Here is a 26,641-nt window from a genome sequence, read left to right as displayed (position 1 = left end):
GATGCTGTAAGTAACTTGAGCTAAGCCAAAGGTTTTGGATTGAAAGAAAGTAAGTAATAATATGATTACTTTTCAATCTTGGTATCCATTCATGTTACAGGCATTAAAAAACCTTTCTTTACACCGACAGGTATTAGCGCTAGCTATTCCTATGGTGCTTTCAAATATCACTATTCCATTATTAGGTTTAATTGATGCAGCTGTAATTGGCCATCTTGAACACGCATGGTATTTAGGAGGGGTTGCAGTAGGCGGTACCATGATCAGCGTGACGTTTTGGCTGTTGGGCTTTTTACGTATGGCAACCACGGGTTTATCTGCACAAGCGTATGGTGCTGAAAATAAAATGCTGCTGAGCCAAACATTTTCTCAGGGTATTTTCTTAGCTCTCTGTTTTTCTTTTATTCTTCTTATCTTTCATCAACCACTTTCTTACGCTATTTTTTCTTTTAGTGACGCAGCACCTGAAGTTAAGTTGTATGCCGAGCAATATTTCTCTATTCGGATATGGAGTGCACCAGCTGCGTTGAGTAATTTGGTTATCATGGGCTGGTTACTCGGAACGCAGAATGCTCGTTATCCTATGTGGCTTGTTATTATAACGAACAGCATTAATATTATTCTCGATTTACTCTTTGTTGTCGGATTTAACTGGAAGGTAGAAGGGGCCGCATTCGCTTCTGTTATTGCTGATTATTCAGCGTTTGTAATTGGTCTGTTCTTTGTTCTTAAGCAAAGTAAAAAATTAGAATTGCCTCGTTTCATTATGCCAATTGCAGATCTTCTTTCTGGCTTTAAGCGTTTATTTAAATTGAACCGAGATATTTTCTTACGCTCATTATGCTTACAAGCTTGTTTTACTTTTATGACTTTCCAAGGGGCATCATTAGGAGTAGATATTGTTGCAGCTAATGCCGTATTGATGAGTTTTTTGATGATGATTTCATATGGGATGGACGGTTTTGCCTATGCAATGGAAGCGATGGTAGGAAAAGCCATCGGAGCGAAGAGTAAATCTCAGTTATCTGATTCTTTAATTGGTACTACTTTTTGGAGCTTCATTATTAGTTTGATACTTAGCTTAGTCTTTGGGTTTGGTGGCTATCAATTAATTTCGATGATTTCTTCTATTGAAGCGGTACAACAAACAGCACTTATTTATCTTCCTTGGCTTGTTGCTATGCCATTAGTGTCGATGTGGTGCTTCTTATTAGATGGTATTTTCGTTGGGGCAACCAAGGGCTCTGAGATGAGAAATTCCATGTTTATCGCTATGTTGACGTTCTTTACTACGTGGTGGTTCATGCAGGATTATGGCAATCATGCTTTGTGGGCGGCGATGTTATCTTTTATGGCGATGCGTGGTATCAGCTTAGCAATTACCTTTTCTATTCAATGGAAAAAAGCAATTTTCCTATCATAGGCCAAATACTTTATTGTATTGATAGTTAAACTAAAAAGGGATTAAGTCATGCTTAATCCCTTTTGTTATCTGCTGATGTATATAGCTCTATTTTTTGATTTAAAAGAGGCGGTTCAATCCATTTAGAGCCGCAACACGATAAGCTTCAGCCATTGTTGGGTAGTTAAATGTGGTATTAACAAAATACTCAATAGTATTTGCTTCCCCCTTTTGTTCCATAATGGCCTGACCGATATGAATGATTTCAGCAGCACGCTCACCAAAGCAATGGATGCCCAAAATTTCTTTGGTTTCACGATGGAAAAGAATTTTTAAACTACCGATATCCATTCCCGCAATTTGAGCGCGAGCTAAATGCTTGAAGGATGCTCTTCCTACTTCATAAGGTACTTTTGCCGCCGTTAATTCTTGTTCTGTTTTACCTACTGAGCTGATTTCAGGAATGGTATAAATGCCAGTAGGGATATGATCAATTAATTGAGCTTCTGCTTTGCCTTTTGTTATTGCTTGTGCAGTAAAGCGTCCTTGGTCATAAGCGGCGCTAGCTAGGCTCGGATAGCCAATGACATCACCAACGGCATAGATATGATCAACAATAGTTTGATAGCTTCCATTTACTTTGAGTTGACCGCGAGAGTCAGCTTCCAAGCCTACCGCGGATAAATTAAGTTTATCGGTATTACCGGTTCGTCCATTGGCAAATAAAATGCAATCCGCTTTCATTTTCTTACCGGACTCTAGGTACATTACAATGCCTTCGTCATGCGCTTCAATGCTCTCAAATGTTTCATCGTTGCGTGTTACGATACCGCTGTTCCAGAAATGGTAGGAGAGGGCGTCAGACATTTCGTTGTCTAAGAATGAAAGTAAACGATCTCGAGTGTTGACGAGGTCAACCTTAACGCCTAATCCACGAAAGATAGAGGCATACTCGCTACCAATAACCCCTGCACCATAAATAATGATATGTCGTGGGTCATGCTTAAGAGATAGAATTGAATCACTGTCGTAGACTCGGCTATGATTGAAGTTCACGCCAGCAGGACGATAAGGGCGTGATCCCGTTGCGATAATAAATCTGTCAGCGGTGTAAGTTTCAATAGAACCGTCTTTTGTCGTTACCGCAATAGTATTTTTTTCAACAAAGCTGGCTTCACCAAAAATCAATGAACATTGGTTACGATCATAAAATCCTTGTCGCATTCTCGTTTGCTTATCAATAACACTTTTGGCGTGGCCTAAAATATCTGAAAAAGTAGAATGAAGACTGGTATTATTCTTACAATAAAGAGGGTTTGAATTAAACTCAATAATACGGCTAACGGCATGGCGCAGTGCTTTTGATGGTATGGTTCCCCAGTGAGTACAGCCGCCACCGACACTTGCTTCTCTTTCAATAATGGCTACATTCAGGTTTGCTTTGGTGAGTCCCATTGCAGCGCCTTCTCCCCCTGGGCCACTGCCAATTACAATGGCATCAAAATGGGTCGAATGTGTAGGGGTCGAGTTAGTCATTATTAACGCCTTATTATTATCAATCTCGCAACATTGCTAGTGAACTATCTTAACCTTTTCATTCGTTTGGTAAATCAAGTGAGTAAGATAGAGTGGAGAGGATCACGTTGTTTATGGAAATGTACTCGATTATGTATTTCATTATTTACATAGCCAGTGAGAAATCGATAATGTGAGCTAGCGAAAAGTTTGTGGTACCCATTTAATTAAATTGTTCAATATACGGTAAAATATATGTATCCTGAATTTGAAGCTGATGATCTCAATACAGTGTCTGAAGTAAAACGACCAGTAAGCGCCAAAGGCGTACGAGCGCAGCAAAAAGAGAGAACACGCAGAACCATTATTGATGCTGCTTTTTGCCTACTGTGTGCCGAAAGAGGCTTTACGAGTTTGAGTCTGCGTGAAGTAACAAGAGAGGCGGGGATAGCACCCACTTCATTTTATCGTCATTTTAAAGACATGGATGAATTAGGATTAACGTTAGTCGATGAAGGCGGTTTGATTCTACGCCAGTTGATGCGTCAAGCTCGTCAACGGATAGTGGTTGAAGGCAGTGTGATCAGAACGTCGGTTGAAACCTTTATGGAATTTATTGAAGGCAGCCCAAACGTATTTAGATTGCTATTGCGTGAACGCTCAGGTACTTCTCCTGCATTTAGGGCGGCAGTTGCACGTGAGATCCAACATTTTGTTGCGGAACTAACTGAATATTTGGTTGCCACAACAGGAGTTGCTCGTGAAGAGGCGTCGGTTCAGGCTGAAGCATCAGTAACATTGGTTTTTAGTTCTGGAGCGGAAGCACTAGATCTGGATGCACCGCACAGAGATGAATTGTCAAAACGATTGATATTCCAATTACGAATGTTGTCCAAAGGGGCTTATTTGTATCGTAAAGAGAATGAAGAATAGAATTTAGATGCATTGATCGCAGTGAATCAATGTCTATACGAGGTAATGAAAATGACACATGAAAATAGTAGAAATGAACGTAAGACGTTAGTGCTATCCGTAGTGACTGGTCTTTGTTTGAATGCCGTTTGGGTTGGGTTTACGGCGACGGAAGTTGCATTTTCAATTTTTCCAATTATAGCGTTGGTTCTTGCGGCTCAAGGTTTATATCAAGAGTATTTACGTCAACCAGAAAGTGAAGATACTTCTTTGATTGCTGCGGCTTGTTTCTTTGTCGGTTTATTTGGCCATTCAGCATTTGTGAAAGCGCAATATCCAGAAATGGGAGGTAACTTCCTATCTATTGTTGTTGTACTTAGCTTGTTACTTTGGGTTGGCGTTAAAATGGGTCTTTTAAAAAAGAAAGATGAACCAGCAGAAGTTTAATTAGTTCAAAAAAGAAAAGGCTCAGAATGTAGTGTTCTGAGCCTTTTTTCTATCTATTATTAATGATTATTTTCTTTCTAAGAAAACACCGGCTTCCATATGATGTGTATATGGGAATTGATCAAATAAAGCAAAACGAGTGATGTTATGAGTTTTACCTAAAATCTCTAGGTTTTCTTTCAATGTTTCAGGATTACAAGAGATGTACATAATACGCTCATAACCTTGTACCATTTTACAAGTGCCTTCATCCATACCAGAGCGTGGTGGATCGACAAAAATGGTATTGCAGTTATAGCTTTTTAAATCTACGTTTTGATCTTTTAAGCGTCTAAACTCACGTTTACCTTCCATCGCATCGGTAAAGTCTTCTGCTGACATACGAATGATTTGAACATTATCAATATTGTTTGCTGCGATATTGTATTGTGCAGATTCAACAGAGGGTTTTGCTAGCTCAGTAGCTAATACGCGATCAAAGTTTTTAGCTAAGGCTAAAGAAAAGTTACCATTACCACAGTACAGTTCTAATAAATCACCTTGACTGTTTTGAGTACAGTCTACCGCCCACTCCAACATTTTTTGTGCGACAACACCGTTTGGTTGAGTAAAGCTGTTTTCAACTTGCTTATAAGTCAGGATATCATCGTTTACTTTAAGTTTTTCAATTACAAACTCTTGGTCTAGTACGATTTTCATCTTACGAGCACGACCAATAAGATTTAAGTTAAAGCCTTCATCATTTAAGCGCTGCTTTAGGGCTTTTGCTTCTTCTTTCCATGCATCGTCCAATTGACGGTGATAAAGCATAGAAACTAAAATCTCACCGCTTAGAGTTGATAAAAAATCCACTTGGAACATTTTATAACGCAGTGTTTTACTTTCTTTTACCGCTTCAGTTAGTAGCGGCATCAAATCGTTAATGATGCGACTTGCAGGTAAGAAGTAATCTACGCGGTATTTTTCTTTGGTTTCTTGATTGAACATGACGTAATACATATCGTCACCTTCATGCCAAATTCGAAATTCCGCTCGCATACGGTAGTTTTCAGCAGGAGAAGAGAAGACTTCAAGTTCAGGAACGTCGAATTCAGAAAACATTGCAGACAGTGCTTCTGCTTTTTCATCTAGTTGTACTTGATAATTTTCTGGGTTCATGACGGATTGTGTCATTGTCTTGCCTCACGCTGCTCAAAATAAGAGCGCCGATTTTATGCGATAGAGATTTGTTGTCCAGTCTTTGTGTGTTATTGGTCGAAACTAATTGCTTCAGTGTTGTGATATTAAGCGCATAAACCTAGACAAATATAGCGTACGCCATTACTATTTCGCCCATGTTGGTGCGCTATTTTCATATTTGAGAATAGCCTGAAAAGGGAATCTGGTGAAAATCCAGAACTGACGCGCAGCGGTAAGAGAGAACGAAGGTACACGAACCACACTATTATTTTTCTTTATTAAAGGATGTAAAGAGAAGGAATGGGAAGTGAGTACCGTAGGCTAACTGCTCTCAAGTCCGAAGACCTGCCAGCAATATGCAATACATAAGGTATTGCTATATGGACTTAACGCGATTTTAGGAAACAATGGAAATGAAAAAAACTGCCCTTGCGACTGCAATAGTGTCGCTGCTTTCTCACGCCTATACTTCCCCTGTATTTGCCCAAAACACCACAACTGAAACTGATGAAACTATGGTTGTTACTGCTAATCGATTTGAGCAGTCAGCTAAAGATGTTATTGCACCTGTTGAAGTGGTTACTAAAGAAGAAATAGAAGCGATGCAAGCTAAATCTCTTGATGAAGTATTACGTCGACTTCCTGGTGTTCAAATTGGAAAAAATGGTGGTTATGGTCAGAAAACGAGTTTATTTATTCGTGGTACAGAATCTGATCATGTACTTATTTTAATGAATGGGGTGAGATTAGGTAGTGCAACTTCAGGGGTTGCGGCTATTAATTCTATTTCATTAAATGGTGTAGAAAGGGTTGAGTATATTAGAGGCCCTCGTACTGCTATTTATGGTGCAGATGCTATTGGTGGTGTTATTAATATCATTACATCAACAACTGATGAATATACAGAAATTAGTAGTGGTTTTGGTTCTAATCAATATCAACAACTAAGTGCAGTAACAAGTACAAAAGTAAATGATAATTTATATGTAAAAGTAGCAGTTAGCCAAGAAAAAGAAGACGGGTTTTCTGCATACAGTGAATCGAATAGTAGTTATGACCCGACTAAAGATAATGATAATGATGGATTTGAAAGTAATAATTTATCTTTAGAATTAGCATATAAATTCTCAGAATCATTTACTAGCAGAGTCAATATAGATTATAGCGAAGGTTCAGTTGATTATGATCCAGCTGCGTCATCTAAAGATAGTAAGAACTATAATGTAGCTTTGAGTAATGAATACAAAACGGATAAGTGGGCAACGTCATTAGTTGTAGCTACTAACCAGGATCATAATGATGAGCATTCTTACAGTTCTTGGACCGGTGTTTATACTGATGCTATTTTTGAAACTCAGCGTGACTCTATTTATTTGAATAGTTTTTATCAATTAACTAATGAGTTAAATGTTGGCGGTGGTATTGATTGGTATAAAGATGATGTATCTAATTCAACAGATGCCGCAACATTTGATGAAACCTCAAGAACAAATTTAGCAGGGTTTGTAACGGGAGTTTATCAAAAAGATGACCTCCAATTAGAAGCTAGTTTACGAAATGATGATAATCAGCGTTATGGTAATAATACAACGTGGCAATTTGGTATTGGCTATCAAGTTATAGAACATTATAAACTTACTTTTAATTCTGGGACTGCATTTAGAGCTCCTACATTTAATGATCTTTATGCAACTAATCCTATTTATGGCGATAGTGGCAACCCAAATTTAAAGCCGGAACAATCAGAAAATATGGAAGTTGCACTTATTGTTGATTATTCTTTAGCTACTGTTCGTTTAGCTGCATATAAAAATAAAATTACAGATTTAATTGTGTATGGCACTCCGAGTGAGAATGTAGATAAAGCAACAATTGAAGGAATAGAAATATCAAGTAGTTTTGACACGGGACCAATTTTCCATCAAGTGAGCTTTGATTGGATGGACCCTAAAAATGAAGAAACAGGTGAAGTTTTAGCACGAAGAGCGAAAAAAAGTGGTAAGTGGAATAGTTCATATGCAGTGAATGATTTCTTGTTTGATTTAAGCTATTTATATCAAGGTGAACGTCTAGATTACTCTGGCGGTGATATGCTTGATTCATATTCACTTTTTGATCTTGCAGGAACCTATTTTATAACGGACTCTCTCTCTGTAAGTGCTCGAATAGCTAATATGTTTAATGAAGAATATGAAACTGCTGGCGGTTATAATACCCAAGAACGTAGCTATTACGGAACAGCAACATACAAATTCTAAACCGTATATTCATTTAAACCGCCTTCATCGGCGGTTTTTTCTTTTCTGAGGTATCTATGAAAAAGAAAGTCATCATCAGTTGGTCTTCTGGTAAAGATTCAACACTCACTCTTATCCGTCTACTTCAAAATCCTGATTATGAGGTTGTTGCTTTATATACAACCCATGTCGCAAATGAAGTACCTTTTCAAGTTACTCCTCTTTCAGTTGTTCAAATGCAGGCTGATTTAGCGGGTTTATCATTAATAGCAATTGAATTACCTACCGTGTTCCCTGCCAACAATGAATATCAAAGTTTAGTCGTAACTGGTTTAAAGGAATGTGGTATTGAGTTTGATGCAGTAGCCTTTGGCGATATGTTTTGTAATGGCATTGTCGAATACCGTAAAAGCTATATAGAAACAGCCGGTTGGGAGTGTGTTTTTCCATTGGTAGGGCAATCAAGTCGTGAGCTAGCAGAAGAAATCATTAACTGTGGAATTAAAACCATTCTTGTTACAACGGATGGAACTCAATTAGATAATCAATTTTGTAGTCAAGAATACACAACGCAGCTACTTTCTGAGTTACCAATACACGTTGATCCATGCGGAGAAGACGGGGAGTTTCATACATTAGTAATAGAGGCTCCTTGTTTTAGTGGCTCTATAGAGTTATCTGATATAAGAATCGATGAACAAGAAAGGTTTACTCATTTACGTTATCAGGCTTCTGTTTTACAAAAATAGCATTAAAGGTATGATTAGAGCCCCAATCTTCATATCGACTTAAAAGAGTCTGTGGTTTCAGTTATGCCAAAACATATTTTGATTTTTGATTCAGGTATCGGTGGGTTATCTGTATATAAAGAGATCCAATACCAATTACCTCTAGCGAAGTATATTTATGCTTTTGATAATGCGGCGTTTCCATATGGTGAACTCACTGAATCAGTTTTAATTGAAAGAACGGCCCATATCATTTCTCAGCTTTCTAGCAAATTTTCTATAGATATAGTGGTGATCGCTTGTAATACAGCAAGTACGATTGTTTTGCCTACACTTAGAGAAAAGTTAACCATTCCAGTGGTTGGTGTGGTTCCTGCGATAAAGCCAGCTGCGCTAGTATCAACTAAGATTGGACTTCTTGCGACTCCTGCGACGGTAAAACGAAGCTACACTTATGACTTGATTAAATCATTTGCTCCAATTTCTGATGTTCAGCTATTAGGTTCAACTAGATTGGTTGAAATGGCGGAAGAAAAAATGATAGGGGTGGATGTTGACCTTGAAGAGTTAAAAGTCATTTTATCTCCTTGGCAAGATAAGGTGGATACAATTGTCCTTGGTTGTACTCATTTTCCATTTTTGAGAAACGAAATTAAAAAAGTATTGAATGGTAATGTATTGCTTATTGATTCAGGTGAGGCGATAGCAAGAAGAGTAAAACAATTATTAGGGGATTATAAAGAGAAAGGAAATGAAGCTATAAAGGGAGAGGTATTTTGTAGTGCCTCAACAAAGAATGAAGAGGCACTTAATAAAACATTTCAAGAACTAGGGTTTAGTCCTCTTCAATATTTGGATTACCCGAAGTTTTAGGATCATTAGCAATGCGTACTTTAAGTGTACGCTGATCAAATTCGTTATTGTTTAAGTTTTCGATAACGTTATCCGCATCTTTACTTGCAACAACAACAAAACCAAAGCCTCTTCTTTTACCTGTTCGTTTGTCTTTCATTAAACGAACGGCAAATACGTCACCAAACTCTGCAAATAAATCTTTTACATCTGATTCATTTGCTCGGTAAGGAAGATTACCAACATAAAGAGTCGTACTTGCTTGGTCTGTTGTTTGAGTATCATCAACAGAAGCCGTAGTACTTGCCTTGGTTGGCGCTTTATTAATGGTTAATAGTGTAAAACCTGTAATTACTGCGCCAAAAGCGAAAGCAAAAGCGGGAGATACCGGAAAAAACGAGATTGCACCTGCACCTAGTGCAGCAATAGCAATGATAATAATATTTGAGTTAGTAGATTTCATGATAAGTAATGTCTAGTAAATAAATGGAAAGTGATGAATTAACAATAAAATCACATTGATACTACTTATATTATTTATCAATTGCCAACTAATTAAGTCATTGTGCTTTTCTTGTAGGGGTTTTGTGTTAAAAAAAGTGATCTGTGTAGAAAATAATCACTTGAACTATATTATTCAAAAAGTGCTTGCGAATAACTTTAAGCGCCCTATAATGCGCCTCGTTCCCAAGAGAAAAGCGAAAGCAGAAACGATTGAGAACATTAAGTTTTGAGGTGTTTAAATTAATTTTAAATAAAACTTGACTTAAAAGTTTGGCTCGGTATTATACGCAGCCTGAAGCGACGAAGCGGTAACGCTAAGTGGTTGAAAGACAAGCTCTTTAACAATTTAACCAAATCAATCTGTGTGGGCACTTGTTAGTTGATAATCACTAGTTTGCTTTTACTTTTCGAAGTGAATTCAAACAAAAATAATCAATGAACTGAGTGACTACACAAAATTACTTTTATGTAACAATCAGTATTAATCATTGAGCCGGTTTTGTTTCTGCTGAAACAAACCAAAAAACTTTAATTGAAGAGTTTGATCATGGCTCAGATTGAACGCTGGCGGCAGGCCTAACACATGCAAGTCGAGCGGTAACAGAAATTAGCTTGCTAATTTGCTGACGAGCGGCGGACGGGTGAGTAATGCCTGGGAATATGCCTTGATGTGGGGGATAACTATTGGAAACGATAGCTAATACCGCATAATGTCTTCGGACCAAAGAGGGGGATCTTCGGACCTCTCGCGTCAAGATTAGCCCAGGTGAGATTAGCTAGTTGGTGGGGTAAGAGCTCACCAAGGCGACGATCTCTAGCTGGTCTGAGAGGATGATCAGCCACACTGGAACTGAGACACGGTCCAGACTCCTACGGGAGGCAGCAGTGGGGAATATTGCACAATGGGCGAAAGCCTGATGCAGCCATGCCGCGTGTATGAAGAAGGCCTTCGGGTTGTAAAGTACTTTCAGTCGTGAGGAAGGGTGTGTAGTTAATAGCTGCATATCTTGACGTTAGCGACAGAAGAAGCACCGGCTAACTCCGTGCCAGCAGCCGCGGTAATACGGAGGGTGCGAGCGTTAATCGGAATTACTGGGCGTAAAGCGCATGCAGGTGGTTCATTAAGTCAGATGTGAAAGCCCGGGGCTCAACCTCGGAACCGCATTTGAAACTGGTGAACTAGAGTGCTGTAGAGGGGGGTGGAATTTCAGGTGTAGCGGTGAAATGCGTAGAGATCTGAAGGAATACCAGTGGCGAAGGCGGCCCCCTGGACAGACACTGACACTCAGATGCGAAAGCGTGGGGAGCAAACAGGATTAGATACCCTGGTAGTCCACGCCGTAAACGATGTCTACTTGGAGGTTGTGGCCTTGAGCCGTGGCTTTCGGAGCTAACGCGTTAAGTAGACCGCCTGGGGAGTACGGTCGCAAGATTAAAACTCAAATGAATTGACGGGGGCCCGCACAAGCGGTGGAGCATGTGGTTTAATTCGATGCAACGCGAAGAACCTTACCTACTCTTGACATCCACAGAAGAGACCAGAGATGGACTTGTGCCTTCGGGAACTGTGAGACAGGTGCTGCATGGCTGTCGTCAGCTCGTGTTGTGAAATGTTGGGTTAAGTCCCGCAACGAGCGCAACCCTTATCCTTGTTTGCCAGCACGTAATGGTGGGAACTCCAGGGAGACTGCCGGTGATAAACCGGAGGAAGGTGGGGACGACGTCAAGTCATCATGGCCCTTACGAGTAGGGCTACACACGTGCTACAATGGCGCATACAGAGGGCTGCAAGCTAGCGATAGTGAGCGAATCCCAAAAAGTGCGTCGTAGTCCGGATCGGAGTCTGCAACTCGACTCCGTGAAGTCGGAATCGCTAGTAATCGTGAATCAGAATGTCACGGTGAATACGTTCCCGGGCCTTGTACACACCGCCCGTCACACCATGGGAGTGGGCTGCAAAAGAAGTGGGTAGTTTAACCTTCGGGAGGACGCTCACCACTTTGTGGTTCATGACTGGGGTGAAGTCGTAACAAGGTAGCCCTAGGGGAACCTGGGGCTGGATCACCTCCTTAAACGATAGATTGCGATTTATGAGTGTTCACACAGATTGATTAGGTTAAAAAATAAAAGAGACATAATGTTGGGTCTGTAGCTCAGTTGGTTAGAGCGCACCCCTGATAAGGGTGAGGTCGGTGGTTCAAATCCACTCAGACCCACCAATACTTTTCCAGTAAGTATTGGTGGTAACATTATATTTTGGGGCTATAGCTCAGCTGGGAGAGCGCCTGCCTTGCACGCAGGAGGTCTGCGGTTCGATCCCGCATAGCTCCACCATCTTTAAGTATTCTCCTTGAGAGTCTTTAAAAATGGTTTCGAAAGAAACATTGCTCTTTAACAATTTGGAAAGCTGACTGATTTAACTAACTTTCGAGTTAGATAAATCAAAATTTAAAAGTTCTTAATATCTTTTGTTTATCTCAGATAAACAAATTAAAAACACATTCAAGTGTTCTTGTATTTTGAATCCGGCGAAAAACCAGAACTCGCAATGACGAGTTCAACCTTGGTTGTTTATGCCATACGAAACCTCTTGGGGTTGTATGGTTAAGTGACTAAGCGTACACGGTGGATGCCTTGGCAGTCAGAGGCGATGAAAGACGTATTAACTTGCGATAAGCGTAGATTAGGTAGTAAAAACCATTTGAGTCTACGATTTCTGAATGGGGAAACCCACTAGCATAAGCTAGTATCGCTGCGTGAATACATAGCGCAGCGAGGCAAACCGGGAGAACTGAAACATCTAAGTACCCCGAGGAAGAGAAATCAACCGAGATCCCGAAAGTAGCGGCGAGCGAAATTGGGTTAGCCCTTAAGCTTTTAATGAGACAGGTGAAGGCTCTGGAAAGTGCCGCGATACAAGGTGATAGCCCTGTAACCGACATCTCATCATCAGTGAAAACGAGTAAGGCGGGACACGTGATATCCTGTCTGAATATGGGGGGACCATCCTCCAAGGCTAAATACTACTGACTGACCGATAGTGAACCAGTACCGTGAGGGAAAGGCGAAAAGAACCCCTGTGAGGGGAGTGAAATAGAACCTGAAACCGTGTACGTACAAGCAGTAGGAGCATACTTGTTATGTGACTGCGTACCTTTTGTATAATGGGTCAGCGACTTATATTCAGTGGCAAGGTTAACCGTTTAGGGGAGCCGTAGGGAAACCGAGTCTTAACTGGGCGTTCAGTCTCTGGATATAGACCCGAAACCAAGTGATCTAGCCATGGGCAGGTTGAAGGTTGAGTAACATCAACTGGAGGACCGAACCGACTAATGTTGAAAAATTAGCGGATGACTTGTGGCTAGGGGTGAAAGGCCAATCAAACTTGGAGATAGCTGGTTCTCCCCGAAATCTATTTAGGTAGAGCCTCGGACGAATACTACTGGGGGTAGAGCACTGTTAAGGCTAGGGGGTCATCCCGACTTACCAACCCTTTGCAAACTCCGAATACCAGTAAGTACTATCCGGGAGACACACGGCGGGTGCTAACGTCCGTCGTGGAGAGGGAAACAACCCAGACCGCCAGCTAAGGTCCCAAAGTTATAGCTAAGTGGGAAACGATGTGGGAAGGCTCAGACAGCCAGGATGTTGGCTTAGAAGCAGCCATCATTTAAAGAAAGCGTAATAGCTCACTGGTCGAGTCGGCCTGCGCGGAAGATGTAACGGGGCTAAGCTATACACCGAAGCTGCGGCAGTGCAATTTATTGTGCTGGGTAGGGGAGCGTTCTGTAAGCCGTTGAAGGTGGTCTGTAAGGGCTGCTGGAGGTATCAGAAGTGCGAATGCTGACATGAGTAACGATAAAGGGGGTGAAAAACCCCCTCGCCGGAAGACCAAGGGTTCCTGTCCAACGTTAATCGGGGCAGGGTAAGTCGACCCCTAAGGCGAGGCTGAAAAGCGTAGTCGATGGGAAACGGGTTAATATTCCCGTACTTCTTATAATTGCGATGGGGGGACGGAGAAGGCTAGGTAGGCTTGGCGACGGTCGTCCAAGTTCAAGTGCGTAGGCTAAGAGTTTAGGTAAATCCGGACTCTTGTTAGGCTGAGACACGATGTCGAGCACCTACGGGTGTGAAGCTATTGATGCCATACTTCCAGGAAAAGCCTCTAAGCTTCAGATTATAAGGAATCGTACCCCAAACCGACACAGGTGGTCGAGTAGAGAATACTAAGGCGCTTGAGAGAACTCGGGTGAAGGAACTAGGCAAAATGGTACCGTAACTTCGGGAGAAGGTACGCTCCTAGCGGTGATGAGACTTGCTCTCTAAGCTGCCGGGAGTCGCAGATACCAGGTGGCTGCAACTGTTTATTAAAAACATAGCACTGTGCTAAATCGTAAGATGACGTATACGGTGTGACGCCTGCCCGGTGCTTGAAGGTTAATTGATGGGGTTAGACTTCGGTCGAAGCTCTTGATCGAAGCCCAAGTAAACGGCGGCCGTAACTATAACGGTCCTAAGGTAGCGAAATTCCTTGTCGGGTAAGTTCCGACCTGCACGAATGGCGTAATGATGGCCACGCTGTCTCCACCCGAGACTCAGTGAAATTGAAATCGCTGTGAAGATGCAGTGTACCCGCGGCTAGACGGAAAGACCCCGTGAACCTTTACTACAGCTTGGCACTGAACATTGACCCTACATGTGTAGGATAGGTGGGAGCCTTTGAAACCAGTACGCTAGTATTGGTGGAGGCAATCTTGAAATACCACCCTTGTATGCTTGATGTTCTAACGTTGGTCCCTTATCGGGATTGCGGACAGTGCCTGGTGGGTAGTTTGACTGGGGCGGTCTCCTCCCAAAGAGTAACGGAGGAGCACGAAGGTGGGCTAAACACGGTTGGACATCGTGTGGTTAGTGCAATGGCATAAGCCCGCTTGACTGCGAGAATGACAATTCGAGCAGGTGCGAAAGCAGGTCATAGTGATCCGGTGGTTCTGAATGGAAGGGCCATCGCTCAACGGATAAAAGGTACTCCGGGGATAACAGGCTGATACCGCCCAAGAGTTCATATCGACGGCGGTGTTTGGCACCTCGATGTCGGCTCATCACATCCTGGGGCTGAAGTCGGTCCCAAGGGTATGGCTGTTCGCCATTTAAAGTGGTACGCGAGCTGGGTTTAGAACGTCGTGAGACAGTTCGGTCCCTATCTGCCGTGGGCGTTGGATGATTGAAAGGGGCTGCTCCTAGTACGAGAGGACCGGAGTGGACGAACCTCTGGTGTTCGGGTTGTTACGCCAGTAGCATTGCCCGGTAGCTAAGTTCGGGATCGATAAACGCTGAAAGCATCTAAGCGTGAAGCGAGCCTTGAGATGAGTCATCCCTGATACTTTAAGTATCCTAAAGGGTTGTTGAAGACTACGACGTTGATAGGCAGGGTGTGTAAGTGCTGCGAGGCATTGAGCTAACCTGTACTAATTGCCCGTGAGGCTTAACCATACAACACCCAAGGGGTTTTGAACGGATTTGAAGTTGCAAGAAACGTATTGAATGTGATTAAGAACACATACCAGCTTTCCAGATTATTATTTATCTCTTATTGAGGTAGATAGAAAGAATTTGCTTGGCGACCATAGCGTTATGGACCCACCTGATCCCATGCCGAACTCAGAAGTGAAACGTAATAGCGCCGATGGTAGTGTGGGGTTTCCCCATGTGAGAGTAGGACATCGCCAGGCTTGAATTTGAATAAGTGCCCGTTCAATAGAACGGGCTTTTATTTCGCTCCCAGTTTGTCACTGTGAGCCAAGTCAACATAACGTTTTTAAGTCTTTCATAAATAAATGAAAAAGTTGAAAATATTATCTTGACTTTCAAATCAGAAAGCGTATTATACGCAGCCTGAAGCGACGAAGCGGTAACGCTAAGTGGTTGAAAGACAAGCTCTTTAACAATTTAACCAAATCAATCTGTGTGGGCACTTGTGAGTTGATAATCACTAGTTTGCTTTTACTTTTCGAAGTGAATTCAAACAAAATAATCAATGAACTGAGTGACTACACAAAATTACTTTTATGTAACAATCAGTATTAATCATTGAGCCGGTTTTGTTTCTGCTGAAACAAACCAAAAAACTTTAATTGAAGAGTTTGATCATGGCTCAGATTGAACGCTGGCGGCAGGCCTAACACATGCAAGTCGAGCGGTAACAGAAATTAGCTTGCTAATTTGCTGACGAGCGGCGGACGGGTGAGTAATGCCTGGGAATATGCCTTGATGTGGGGGATAACTATTGGAAACGATAGCTAATACCGCATAATGTCTTCGGACCAAAGAGGGGGATCTTCGGACCTCTCGCGTCAAGATTAGCCCAGGTGAGATTAGCTAGTTGGTGGGGTAAGAGCTCACCAAGGCGACGATCTCTAGCTGGTCTGAGAGGATGATCAGCCACACTGGAACTGAGACACGGTCCAGACTCCTACGGGAGGCAGCAGTGGGGAATATTGCACAATGGGCGAAAGCCTGATGCAGCCATGCCGCGTGTATGAAGAAGGCCTTCGGGTTGTAAAGTACTTTCAGTCGTGAGGAAGGGTGTGTAGTTAATAGCTGCATATCTTGACGTTAGCGACAGAAGAAGCACCGGCTAACTCCGTGCCAGCAGCCGCGGTAATACGGAGGGTGCAAGCGTTAATCGGAATTACTGGGCGTAAAGCGCATGCAGGTGGTTCATTAAGTCAGATGTGAAAGCCCGGGGCTCAACCTCGGAACCGCATTTGAAACTGGTGAACTAGAGTGCTGTAGAGGGGGGTAGAATTTCAGGTGTAGCGGTGAAATGCGTAGAGATCTGAAGGAATACCAGTGGCGAAGGCGGCCCCCTGGACAGACACTGACACTCAGATGCGAAAGCGTGGGGAGCAAACAGGATTAGATACCCTGGTAGTCCACGCCGTAAACGATGTCTACTTGGAGGTTGTGGCCTTGAGCCGTGGCTTTCGGAGCTAACGCGTTAAGTAGACCGCCTGGGGAGTACGGTCGCAAGATTAAAACTCAAATGAATTGACGGGGGCCCGCACAAGCGGTGGAGCATGTGGTTTAATTCGATGCAACGCGAAGAACCTTACCTACTCTTGACATCTACAGAATTCGCTAGAGATAGCTTAGTGCCTTCGGGAACTGTAAGACAGGTGCTGCATGGCTGTCGTCAGCTCGTGTTGTGAAATGTTGGGTTAAGTCCCGCAACGAGCGCAACCCTTATCCTTGTTTGCCAGCACGTAATGGTGGGAACTCCAGGGAGACTGCCGGTGATAAACCGGAGGAAGGTGGGGACGACGTCAAGTCATCATGGCCCTTACGAGTAGGGCTACACACGTGCTACAATGGCGCATACAGAGGGCTGCAAGCTAGCGATAGTGAGCGAATCCCAAAAAGTGCGTCGTAGTCCGGATCGGAGTCTGCAACTCGACTCCGTGAAGTCGGAATCGCTAGTAATCGTGAATCAGAATGTCACGGTGAATACGTTCCCGGGCCTTGTACACACCGCCCGTCACACCATGGGAGTGGGCTGCAAAAGAAGTGGGTAGTTTAACCTTCGGGAGGACGCTCACCACTTTGTGGTTCATGACTGGGGTGAAGTCGTAACAAGGTAGCCCTAGGGGAACCTGGGGCTGGATCACCTCCTTAAACGATAGATTACGATTTATGAGTGTTCACACAGATTGATTAGGTTAAAAAATAAAAGAGACATAATGTTGGGTCTGTAGCTCAGTTGGTTAGAGCGCACCCCTGATAAGGGTGAGGTCGGTGGTTCAAATCCACTCAGACCCACCAATACTTTTCCAGTAAGTATTGGTGATGACATTATATTTTGGGGCTATAGCTCAGCTGGGAGAGCGCCTGCCTTGCACGCAGGAGGTCTGCGGTTCGATCCCGCATAGCTCCACCATCTTTAAGTATTCTCCTTGAGAGTCTTTAAAAATGGTTTCGAAAGAAACATTGCTCTTTAACAATTTGGAAAGCTGACTGATTTAACTGACTTACGAGTTAGATAAATCAAAATTTAAAAGTTCTTAATATCTTTTGTTTATCTTTTAGATAAACAAATTAAAAACACATTCAAGTGTTCTTGTATTTTGAATCCGGCGAAAAACCAGAACTCGCAATGACGAGTTCAACCTTGGTTGTTTATGCCATACGAAACCTCTTGGGGTTGTATGGTTAAGTGACTAAGCGTACACGGTGGATGCCTTGGCAGTCAGAGGCGATGAAAGACGTATTAACTTGCGATAAGCGTAGATTAGGTAGTAAAAACCATTTGAGTCTACGATTTCTGAATGGGGAAACCCACTAGCATAAGCTAGTATCGCTGCGTGAATACATAGCGCAGCGAGGCAAACCGGGAGAACTGAAACATCTAAGTACCCCGAGGAAGAGAAATCAACCGAGATCCCGAAAGTAGCGGCGAGCGAAATTGGGTTAGCCCTTAAGCTTTTAATGAGACAGGTGAAGGCTCTGGAAAGTGCCGCGATACAAGGTGATAGCCCTGTAACCGACATCTCATCATCAGTGAAAACGAGTAAGGCGGGACACGTGATATCCTGTCTGAATATGGGGGGACCATCCTCCAAGGCTAAATACTACTGACTGACCGATAGTGAACCAGTACCGTGAGGGAAAGGCGAAAAGAACCCCTGTGAGGGGAGTGAAATAGAACCTGAAACCGTGTACGTACAAGCAGTAGGAGCATACTTGTTATGTGACTGCGTACCTTTTGTATAATGGGTCAGCGACTTATATTCAGTGGCAAGGTTAACCGTTTAGGGGAGCCGTAGGGAAACCGAGTCTTAACTGGGCGTTCAGTCTCTGGATATAGACCCGAAACCAAGTGATCTAGCCATGGGCAGGTTGAAGGTTGAGTAACATCAACTGGAGGACCGAACCGACTAATGTTGAAAAATTAGCGGATGACTTGTGGCTAGGGGTGAAAGGCCAATCAAACTTGGAGATAGCTGGTTCTCCCCGAAATCTATTTAGGTAGAGCCTCGGACGAATACTACTGGGGGTAGAGCACTGTTAAGGCTAGGGGGTCATCCCGACTTACCAACCCTTTGCAAACTCCGAATACCAGTAAGTACTATCCGGGAGACACACGGCGGGTGCTAACGTCCGTCGTGGAGAGGGAAACAACCCAGACCGCCAGCTAAGGTCCCAAAGTTATAGCTAAGTGGGAAACGATGTGGGAAGGCTCAGACAGCCAGGATGTTGGCTTAGAAGCAGCCATCATTTAAAGAAAGCGTAATAGCTCACTGGTCGAGTCGGCCTGCGCGGAAGATGTAACGGGGCTAAGCTATACACCGAAGCTGCGGCAGTGCAATTTATTGTGCTGGGTAGGGGAGCGTTCTGTAAGCCGTTGAAGGTGGTCTGTAAGGGCTGCTGGAGGTATCAGAAGTGCGAATGCTGACATGAGTAACGATAAAGGGGGTGAAAAACCCCCTCGCCGGAAGACCAAGGGTTCCTGTCCAACGTTAATCGGGGCAGGGTAAGTCGACCCCTAAGGCGAGGCTGAAAAGCGTAGTCGATGGGAAACGGGTTAATATTCCCGTACTTCTTATAATTGCGATGGGGGGACGGAGAAGGCTAGGTAGGCTTGGCGACGGTCGTCCAAGTTCAAGTGCGTAGGCTAAGAGTTTAGGTAAATCCGGACTCTTGTTAGGCTGAGACACGATGTCGAGCACCTACGGGTGTGAAGCTATTGATGCCATACTTCCAGGAAAAGCCTCTAAGCTTCAGATTATAAGGAATCGTACCCCAAACCGACACAGGTGGTCGAGTAGAGAATACTAAGGCGCTTGAGAGAACTCGGGTGAAGGAACTAGGCAAAATGGTACCGTAACTTCGGGAGAAGGTACGCTCCTAGCGGTGATGAGACTTGCTCTCTAAGCTGCCGGGAGTCGCAGATACCAGGTGGCTGCAACTGTTTATTAAAAACATAGCACTGTGCTAAATCGTAAGATGACGTATACGGTGTGACGCCTGCCCGGTGCTTGAAGGTTAATTGATGGGGTTAGACTTCGGTCGAAGCTCTTGATCGAAGCCCAAGTAAACGGCGGCCGTAACTATAACGGTCCTAAGGTAGCGAAATTCCTTGTCGGGTAAGTTCCGACCTGCACGAATGGCGTAATGATGGCCACGCTGTCTCCACCCGAGACTCAGTGAAATTGAAATCGCTGTGAAGATGCAGTGTACCCGCGGCTAGACGGAAAGACCCCGTGAACCTTTACTACAGCTTGGCACTGAACATTGACCCTACATGTGTAGGATAGGTGGGAGCCTTTGAAACCAGTACGCTAGTATTGGTGGAGGCAATCTTGAAATACCACCCTTGTATGCTTGATGTTCTAACGTTGGTCCCTTATCGGGATTGCGGACAGTGCCTGGTGGGTAGTTTGACTGGGGCGGTCTCCTCCCAAAGAGTAACGGAGGAGCACGAAGGTGGGCTAAACACGGTTGGACATCGTGTGGTTAGTGCAATGGCATAAGCCCGCTTGACTGCGAGAATGACAATTCGAGCAGGTGCGAAAGCAGGTCATAGTGATCCGGTGGTTCTGAATGGAAGGGCCATCGCTCAACGGATAAAAGGTACTCCGGGGATAACAGGCTGATACCGCCCAAGAGTTCATATCGACGGCGGTGTTTGGCACCTCGATGTCGGCTCATCACATCCTGGGGCTGAAGTCGGTCCCAAGGGTATGGCTGTTCGCCATTTAAAGTGGTACGCGAGCTGGGTTTAGAACGTCGTGAGACAGTTCGGTCCCTATCTGCCGTGGGCGTTGGATGATTGAAAGGGGCTGCTCCTAGTACGAGAGGACCGGAGTGGACGAACCTCTGGTGTTCGGGTTGTTACGCCAGTAGCATTGCCCGGTAGCTAAGTTCGGGATCGATAAACGCTGAAAGCATCTAAGCGTGAAGCGAGCCTTGAGATGAGTCATCCCTGATACTTTAAGTATCCTAAAGGGTTGTTGAAGACTACGACGTTGATAGGCAGGGTGTGTAAGTGCTGCGAGGCATTGAGCTAACCTGTACTAATTGCCCGTGAGGCTTAACCATACAACACCCAAGGGGTTTTGAACGGATTTGAAGTTGCAAGAAACGTATTGAATGTGATTAAGAACACATACCAGCTTTCCAGATTATTATTTATCTCTTATTGAGGTAGATAGAAAGAATTTGCTTGGCGACCATAGCGTTATGGACCCACCTGATCCCATGCCGAACTCAGAAGTGAAACGTAATAGCGCCGATGGTAGTGTGGGGTTTCCCCATGTGAGAGTAGGACATCGCCAGGCTTGAATTTGAATAAGTGCCCGTTCAATAGAACGGGCTTTTATTTCGCTCCCAGTTTGTCACTGTGAGCCAAGTCAACATAACGTTTTTAAGTCTTTCATAAATAAATGAAAAAGTTGAAAATATTATCTTGACTTTCAAATCAGAAAGCGTATTATACGCAGCCTGAAGCGACGAAGCGGTAACGCTAAGTGGTTGAAAGACAAGCTCTTTAACAATTTAACCAAATCAATCTGTGTGGGCACTTGTGAGTTGATAATCACTAGTTTGCTTTTACTTTTCGAAGTGAATTCAAACAAAAATAATCAATGAACTGAGTGACTACACAAAATTACTTTTATGTAACAATCAGTATTAATCATTGAGCCGGTTTTGTTTCTGCTGAAACAAACCAAAAAACTTTAATTGAAGAGTTTGATCATGGCTCAGATTGAACGCTGGCGGCAGGCCTAACACATGCAAGTCGAGCGGTAACAGAAATTAGCTTGCTAATTTGCTGACGAGCGGCGGACGGGTGAGTAATGCCTGGGAATATGCCTTGATGTGGGGGATAACTATTGGAAACGATAGCTAATACCGCATAATGTCTTCGGACCAAAGAGGGGGATCTTCGGACCTCTCGCGTCAAGATTAGCCCAGGTGAGATTAGCTAGTTGGTGGGGTAAGAGCTCACCAAGGCAACGATCTCTAGCTGGTCTGAGAGGATGATCAGCCACACTGGAACTGAGACACGGTCCAGACTCCTACGGGAGGCAGCAGTGGGGAATATTGCACAATGGGCGAAAGCCTGATGCAGCCATGCCGCGTGTATGAAGAAGGCCTTCGGGTTGTAAAGTACTTTCAGTCGTGAGGAAGGGTGTGTAGTTAATAGCTGCATATCTTGACGTTAGCGACAGAAGAAGCACCGGCTAACTCCGTGCCAGCAGCCGCGGTAATACGGAGGGTGCGAGCGTTAATCGGAATTACTGGGCGTAAAGCGCATGCAGGTGGTTCATTAAGTCAGATGTGAAAGCCCGGGGCTCAACCTCGGAACCGCATTTGAAACTGGTGAACTAGAGTGCTGTAGAGGGGGGTAGAATTTCAGGTGTAGCGGTGAAATGCGTAGAGATCTGAAGGAATACCAGTGGCGAAGGCGGCCCCCTGGACAGACACTGACACTCAGATGCGAAAGCGTGGGGAGCAAACAGGATTAGATACCCTGGTAGTCCACGCCGTAAACGATGTCTACTTGGAGGTTGTGGCCTTGAGCCGTGGCTTTCGGAGCTAACGCGTTAAGTAGACCGCCTGGGGAGTACGGTCGCAAGATTAAAACTCAAATGAATTGACGGGGGCCCGCACAAGCGGTGGAGCATGTGGTTTAATTCGATGCAACGCGAAGAACCTTACCTACTCTTGACATCTACAGAATTCGCTAGAGATAGCTTAGTGCCTTCGGGAACTGTAAGACAGGTGCTGCATGGCTGTCGTCAGCTCGTGTTGTGAAATGTTGGGTTAAGTCCCGCAACGAGCGCAACCCTTATCCTTGTTTGCCAGCACGTAATGGTGGGAACTCCAGGGAGACTGCCGGTGATAAACCGGAGGAAGGTGGGGACGACGTCAAGTCATCATGGCCCTTACGAGTAGGGCTACACACGTGCTACAATGGCGCATACAGAGGGCTGCAAGCTAGCGATAGTGAGCGAATCCCAAAAAGTGCGTCGTAGTCCGGATCGGAGTCTGCAACTCGACTCCGTGAAGTCGGAATCGCTAGTAATCGTGAATCAGAATGTCACGGTGAATACGTTCCCGGGCCTTGTACACACCGCCCGTCACACCATGGGAGTGGGCTGCAAAAGAAGTGGGTAGTTTAACCTTCGGGAGGACGCTCACCACTTTGTGGTTCATGACTGGGGTGAAGTCGTAACAAGGTAGCCCTAGGGGAACCTGGGGCTGGATCACCTCCTTAAACGATAGATTATGATTTATGAGTGTTCACACAGATTGATTAGGTTAAAAACGTAAAGAAGCAATAGAAGGTGCCCAACACCTTCAAATATCCAGTGTCCCGTTCGTCTAGAGGCCTAGGACACCGCCCTTTCACGGCGGTAACAGGGGTTCGACTCCCCTACGGGATACCATTGGGTCGTTAGCTCAGTTGGTAGAGCAGTTGACTTTTAATCAATTGGTCGCAGGTTCGAATCCTGCACGACCCACCATTCTTTCTCACGAAGGAATTAAAACTTTCGTGGGCGATTAGCTCAGTTGGGAGAGCACCTCCCTTACAAGGAGGGGGTCACTGGTTCGAGCCCGGTATCGCCCACCATCTTTAAGTATTCTCCCTGAGAGTCTTTAAAAATGGTTTCGAAAGAAACATTGCTCTTTAACAATTTGGAAAGCTGACTGATTTAACTAACTTACGAGTTAGATAAATCAAAATTTAAAAGTTCTTAATATCTTTTGTTTATCTTAGATAAGCAAATTAAAAACACATTCAAGTGTTCTTGTATTTTGAATCCGGCGAAAAACCAGAACTCGCAATGACGAGTTCAACCTTGGTTGTTTATGCCATACGAAACCTCTTGGGGTTGTATGGTTAAGTGACTAAGCGTACACGGTGGATGCCTTGGCAGTCAGAGGCGATGAAAGACGTATTAACTTGCGATAAGCCCAGATTAGGTAGTAAAAACCTTTTGAGTCTGGGATTTCTGAATGGGGAAACCCACTAGCATAAGCTAGTATCGCTGCGTGAATACATAGCGCAGCGAAGCAAACCGGGAGAACTGAAACATCTAAGTACCCCGAGGAAGAGAAATCAACCGAGATCCCGAAAGTAGCGGCGAGCGAAATTGGGTTAGCCCTTAAGCTTTTAATGAGACAGGTGAAGGCTCTGGAAAGTGCCGCGATACAAGGTGATAGCCCTGTAACCGACATCTCATCATCAGTGAAAACGAGTAAGGCGGGACACGTGATATCCTGTCTGAATATGGGGGGACCATCCTCCAAGGCTAAATACTACTGACTGACCGATAGTGAACCAGTACCGTGAGGGAAAGGCGAAAAGAACCCCTGTGAGGGGAGTGAAATAGAACCTGAAACCGTGTACGTACAAGCAGTAGGAGCATACTTGTTATGTGACTGCGTACCTTTTGTATAATGGGTCAGCGACTTATATTCAGTGGCAAGGTTAACCGTTTAGGGGAGCCGTAGGGAAACCGAGTCTTAACTGGGCGTTCAGTCTCTGGATATAGACCCGAAACCAAGTGATCTAGCCATGGGCAGGTTGAAGGTTGAGTAACATCAACTGGAGGACCGAACCGACTAATGTTGAAAAATTAGCGGATGACTTGTGGCTAGGGGTGAAAGGCCAATCAAACTTGGAGATAGCTGGTTCTCCCCGAAATCTATTTAGGTAGAGCCTCGGACGAATACTACTGGGGGTAGAGCACTGTTAAGGCTAGGGGGTCATCCCGACTTACCAACCCTTTGCAAACTCCGAATACCAGTAAGTACTATCCGGGAGACACACGGCGGGTGCTAACGTCCGTCGTGGAGAGGGAAACAACCCAGACCGCCAGCTAAGGTCCCAAAGTTATAGCTAAGTGGGAAACGATGTGGGAAGGCTCAGACAGCCAGGATGTTGGCTTAGAAGCAGCCATCATTTAAAGAAAGCGTAATAGCTCACTGGTCGAGTCGGCCTGCGCGGAAGATGTAACGGGGCTAAGCTATACACCGAAGCTGCGGCAGTGCAATTTATTGTGCTGGGTAGGGGAGCGTTCTGTAAGCCGTTGAAGGTGGTCTGTAAGGGCTGCTGGAGGTATCAGAAGTGCGAATGCTGACATGAGTAACGATAAAGGGGGTGAAAAACCCCCTCGCCGGAAGACCAAGGGTTCCTGTCCAACGTTAATCGGGGCAGGGTAAGTCGACCCCTAAGGCGAGGCTGAAAAGCGTAGTCGATGGGAAACGGGTTAATATTCCCGTACTTCTTATAATTGCGATGGGGGGACGGAGAAGGCTAGGTAGGCTTGGCGACGGTCGTCCAAGTTCAAGTGCGTAGGCTAAGAGTTTAGGTAAATCCGGACTCTTGTTAGGCTGAGACACGATGTCGAGCACCTACGGGTGTGAAGCTATTGATGCCATACTTCCAGGAAAAGCCTCTAAGCTTCAGATTATAAGGAATCGTACCCCAAACCGACACAGGTGGTCGAGTAGAGAATACTAAGGCGCTTGAGAGAACTCGGGTGAAGGAACTAGGCAAAATGGTACCGTAACTTCGGGAGAAGGTACGCTCCTAGCGGTGATGAGACTTGCTCTCTAAGCTGCCGGGAGTCGCAGATACCAGGTGGCTGCAACTGTTTATTAAAAACATAGCACTGTGCTAAATCGTAAGATGACGTATACGGTGTGACGCCTGCCCGGTGCTTGAAGGTTAATTGATGGGGTTAGACTTCGGTCGAAGCTCTTGATCGAAGCCCAAGTAAACGGCGGCCGTAACTATAACGGTCCTAAGGTAGCGAAATTCCTTGTCGGGTAAGTTCCGACCTGCACGAATGGCGTAATGATGGCCACGCTGTCTCCACCCGAGACTCAGTGAAATTGAAATCGCTGTGAAGATGCAGTGTACCCGCGGCTAGACGGAAAGACCCCGTGAACCTTTACTACAGCTTGGCACTGAACATTGACCCTACATGTGTAGGATAGGTGGGAGCCTTTGAAGCCAGTACGCTAGTATTGGTGGAGGCAATCTTGAAATACCACCCTTGTATGCTTGATGTTCTAACGTTGGTCCCTTATCGGGATTGCGGACAGTGCCTGGTGGGTAGTTTGACTGGGGCGGTCTCCTCCCAAAGAGTAACGGAGGAGCACGAAGGTGGGCTAAACACGGTTGGACATCGTGTGGTTAGTGCAATGGCATAAGCCCGCTTGACTGCGAGAATGACAATTCGAGCAGGTGCGAAAGCAGGTCATAGTGATCCGGTGGTTCTGAATGGAAGGGCCATCGCTCAACGGATAAAAGGTACTCCGGGGATAACAGGCTGATACCGCCCAAGAGTTCATATCGACGGCGGTGTTTGGCACCTCGATGTCGGCTCATCACATCCTGGGGCTGAAGTCGGTCCCAAGGGTATGGCTGTTCGCCATTTAAAGTGGTACGCGAGCTGGGTTTAGAACGTCGTGAGACAGTTCGGTCCCTATCTGCCGTGGGCGTTGGATGATTGAAAGGGGCTGCTCCTAGTACGAGAGGACCGGAGTGGACGAACCTCTGGTGTTCGGGTTGTTACGCCAGTAGCATTGCCCGGTAGCTAAGTTCGGGATCGATAAACGCTGAAAGCATCTAAGCGTGAAGCGAGCCTTGAGATGAGTCATCCCTGATACTTTAAGTATCCTAAAGGGTTGTTGAAGACTACGACGTTGATAGGCAGGGTGTGTAAGTGCTGCGAGGCATTGAGCTAACCTGTACTAATTGCCCGTGAGGCTTAACCATACAACACCCAAGGGGTTTTGAACGGATTTGAAGTTGCAAGAAACGTATTGAATGTGATTAAGAACACATA

9 protein-coding genes, 7 tRNA genes, 8 rRNA genes and 1 riboswitch are annotated in these 26,641 nt (G+C 44.7%); of the genes, 21 read left to right on the top strand and 3 right to left on the bottom strand.

All coding sequences use genetic code 11. The features are described 5' to 3' along the window. Positions 1-91 precede the first annotated feature (91 nt). Entirely contained in the window at positions 92-1,423 is a 1,332-nt protein-coding gene (dinF, locus tag AC2INI_RS12915; protein WP_486305733.1) for an MATE family efflux transporter DinF, read from the top strand. 99 nt (positions 1,424-1,522) lie between these two features. Here the strand turns inward: dinF and sthA are convergent, their stop codons facing one another. After that, positions 1,523-2,938: a Si-specific NAD(P)(+) transhydrogenase gene (gene sthA, locus AC2INI_RS12910; protein ID WP_486304978.1), complete on the bottom strand. Its 1,416-nt coding sequence runs from the start codon at positions 2,936-2,938 to the stop codon at positions 1,523-1,525. 234 nt (positions 2,939-3,172) lie between these two features. Here sthA and fabR point away from each other — a divergent pair, with 234 nt between their 5' ends. Together fabR and AC2INI_RS12900 are read left to right on the top strand one after the other, a co-directional pair. Next, on the top strand, positions 3,173-3,850 hold the full coding sequence (gene fabR / locus AC2INI_RS12905) for an HTH-type transcriptional repressor FabR (protein WP_486304977.1): 678 nt from the start codon (positions 3,173-3,175) through the stop codon (positions 3,848-3,850). Positions 3,851-3,901: 51 nt separating this feature from the next. After that, positions 3,902-4,276, top strand: coding sequence for a YijD family membrane protein (locus AC2INI_RS12900; protein WP_486304976.1), 375 nt, complete (start codon positions 3,902-3,904; stop codon positions 4,274-4,276). A 66-nt stretch (positions 4,277-4,342) separates the two neighbouring features. On the opposite strand, the gene trmA is transcribed toward AC2INI_RS12900, so the two are convergent. Next, a complete protein-coding gene (gene trmA / locus AC2INI_RS12895) occupies positions 4,343-5,449 on the bottom strand; it encodes a tRNA (uridine(54)-C5)-methyltransferase TrmA (protein WP_486304975.1) in 1,107 nt (368 codons plus the stop codon). A 149-nt stretch (positions 5,450-5,598) separates the two neighbouring features. Continuing rightward, positions 5,599-5,822, top strand: a riboswitch (cobalamin riboswitch). A 40-nt stretch (positions 5,823-5,862) separates the two neighbouring features. On the opposite strand from trmA, the gene AC2INI_RS12890 reads away from it, so the two are divergent. The 3 genes from AC2INI_RS12890 (at position 5,863) to murI (ending at position 9,293) form a co-directional block, all read left to right on the top strand. After that, complete coding sequence (locus AC2INI_RS12890; RefSeq protein ID WP_486304974.1) at positions 5,863-7,713, top strand: TonB-dependent receptor domain-containing protein; 1,851 nt, start codon at positions 5,863-5,865, stop codon at positions 7,711-7,713. Positions 7,714-7,769: 56 nt separating this feature from the next. Beyond that, positions 7,770-8,441, top strand: coding sequence for a Dph6-related ATP pyrophosphatase (locus tag AC2INI_RS12885; RefSeq protein ID WP_486304973.1), 672 nt, complete (start codon positions 7,770-7,772; stop codon positions 8,439-8,441). Positions 8,442-8,504: 63 nt separating this feature from the next. Then, positions 8,505-9,293, top strand: a complete 789-nt coding sequence (murI, locus tag AC2INI_RS12880) for a glutamate racemase (protein WP_486304972.1) — start codon at positions 8,505-8,507, stop codon at positions 9,291-9,293. On the opposite strand, the gene AC2INI_RS12875 is transcribed toward murI, so the two are convergent. Then, a complete protein-coding gene (locus AC2INI_RS12875; RefSeq protein ID WP_122036529.1) occupies positions 9,256-9,735 on the bottom strand; it encodes an RNA recognition motif domain-containing protein in 480 nt (159 codons plus the stop codon). The two genes, murI and AC2INI_RS12875, sit on opposite strands and share 38 nt — an antisense overlap. Before the next feature lie 570 nt (positions 9,736-10,305). Between AC2INI_RS12875 and AC2INI_RS12870 the strand changes: the two genes are divergently transcribed. The 15 genes from AC2INI_RS12870 to AC2INI_RS12800 all read left to right on the top strand — a co-directional run bounded on the left by AC2INI_RS12870 (position 10,306) and on the right by AC2INI_RS12800 (position 26,571). Continuing rightward, a 16S ribosomal RNA gene (locus AC2INI_RS12870) occupies positions 10,306-11,848 on the top strand. A 70-nt stretch (positions 11,849-11,918) separates the two neighbouring features. Further along, positions 11,919-11,995: transfer RNA gene (locus AC2INI_RS12865), tRNA-Ile, on the top strand. A 39-nt stretch (positions 11,996-12,034) separates the two neighbouring features. Beyond that, positions 12,035-12,110, top strand: a tRNA-Ala gene (locus tag AC2INI_RS12860). A 268-nt stretch (positions 12,111-12,378) separates the two neighbouring features. Continuing rightward, positions 12,379-15,269 (top strand): 23S ribosomal RNA (locus AC2INI_RS12855). Between the two features lie 123 nt (positions 15,270-15,392). Further along, a 5S ribosomal RNA gene (gene rrf, locus AC2INI_RS12850) occupies positions 15,393-15,508 on the top strand. Positions 15,509-15,907: 399 nt separating this feature from the next. Further along, positions 15,908-17,450 (top strand): 16S ribosomal RNA (locus tag AC2INI_RS12845). 70 nt (positions 17,451-17,520) lie between these two features. Beyond that, a tRNA-Ile gene (locus tag AC2INI_RS12840) sits at positions 17,521-17,597 on the top strand. Between the two features lie 39 nt (positions 17,598-17,636). Then, positions 17,637-17,712 (top strand) — tRNA-Ala (locus AC2INI_RS12835). Positions 17,713-17,982: 270 nt separating this feature from the next. Then, positions 17,983-20,873, top strand: a 23S ribosomal RNA gene (locus AC2INI_RS12830). 123 nt (positions 20,874-20,996) lie between these two features. Then, positions 20,997-21,112 (top strand): 5S ribosomal RNA (gene rrf, locus AC2INI_RS12825). A gap of 400 nt (positions 21,113-21,512) precedes the next feature. Beyond that, positions 21,513-23,055, top strand: a 16S ribosomal RNA gene (locus tag AC2INI_RS12820). 96 nt (positions 23,056-23,151) lie between these two features. Further along, positions 23,152-23,227 (top strand) — tRNA-Glu (locus tag AC2INI_RS12815). Between the two features lie 2 nt (positions 23,228-23,229). Then, positions 23,230-23,305: transfer RNA gene (locus tag AC2INI_RS12810), tRNA-Lys, on the top strand. 31 nt (positions 23,306-23,336) lie between these two features. After that, positions 23,337-23,412: transfer RNA gene (locus AC2INI_RS12805), tRNA-Val, on the top strand. 268 nt (positions 23,413-23,680) lie between these two features. After that, positions 23,681-26,571, top strand: a 23S ribosomal RNA gene (locus AC2INI_RS12800). The 16S, 23S and 5S rRNA genes sit together here with 7 tRNA genes alongside, the layout of an rRNA operon. Positions 26,572-26,641: the final 70 nt, after the last annotated feature.

Source organism: Aliivibrio friggae (assembly GCF_057368515.1).
This window is presented reverse-complemented; position numbering and strand designations above follow the sequence as displayed.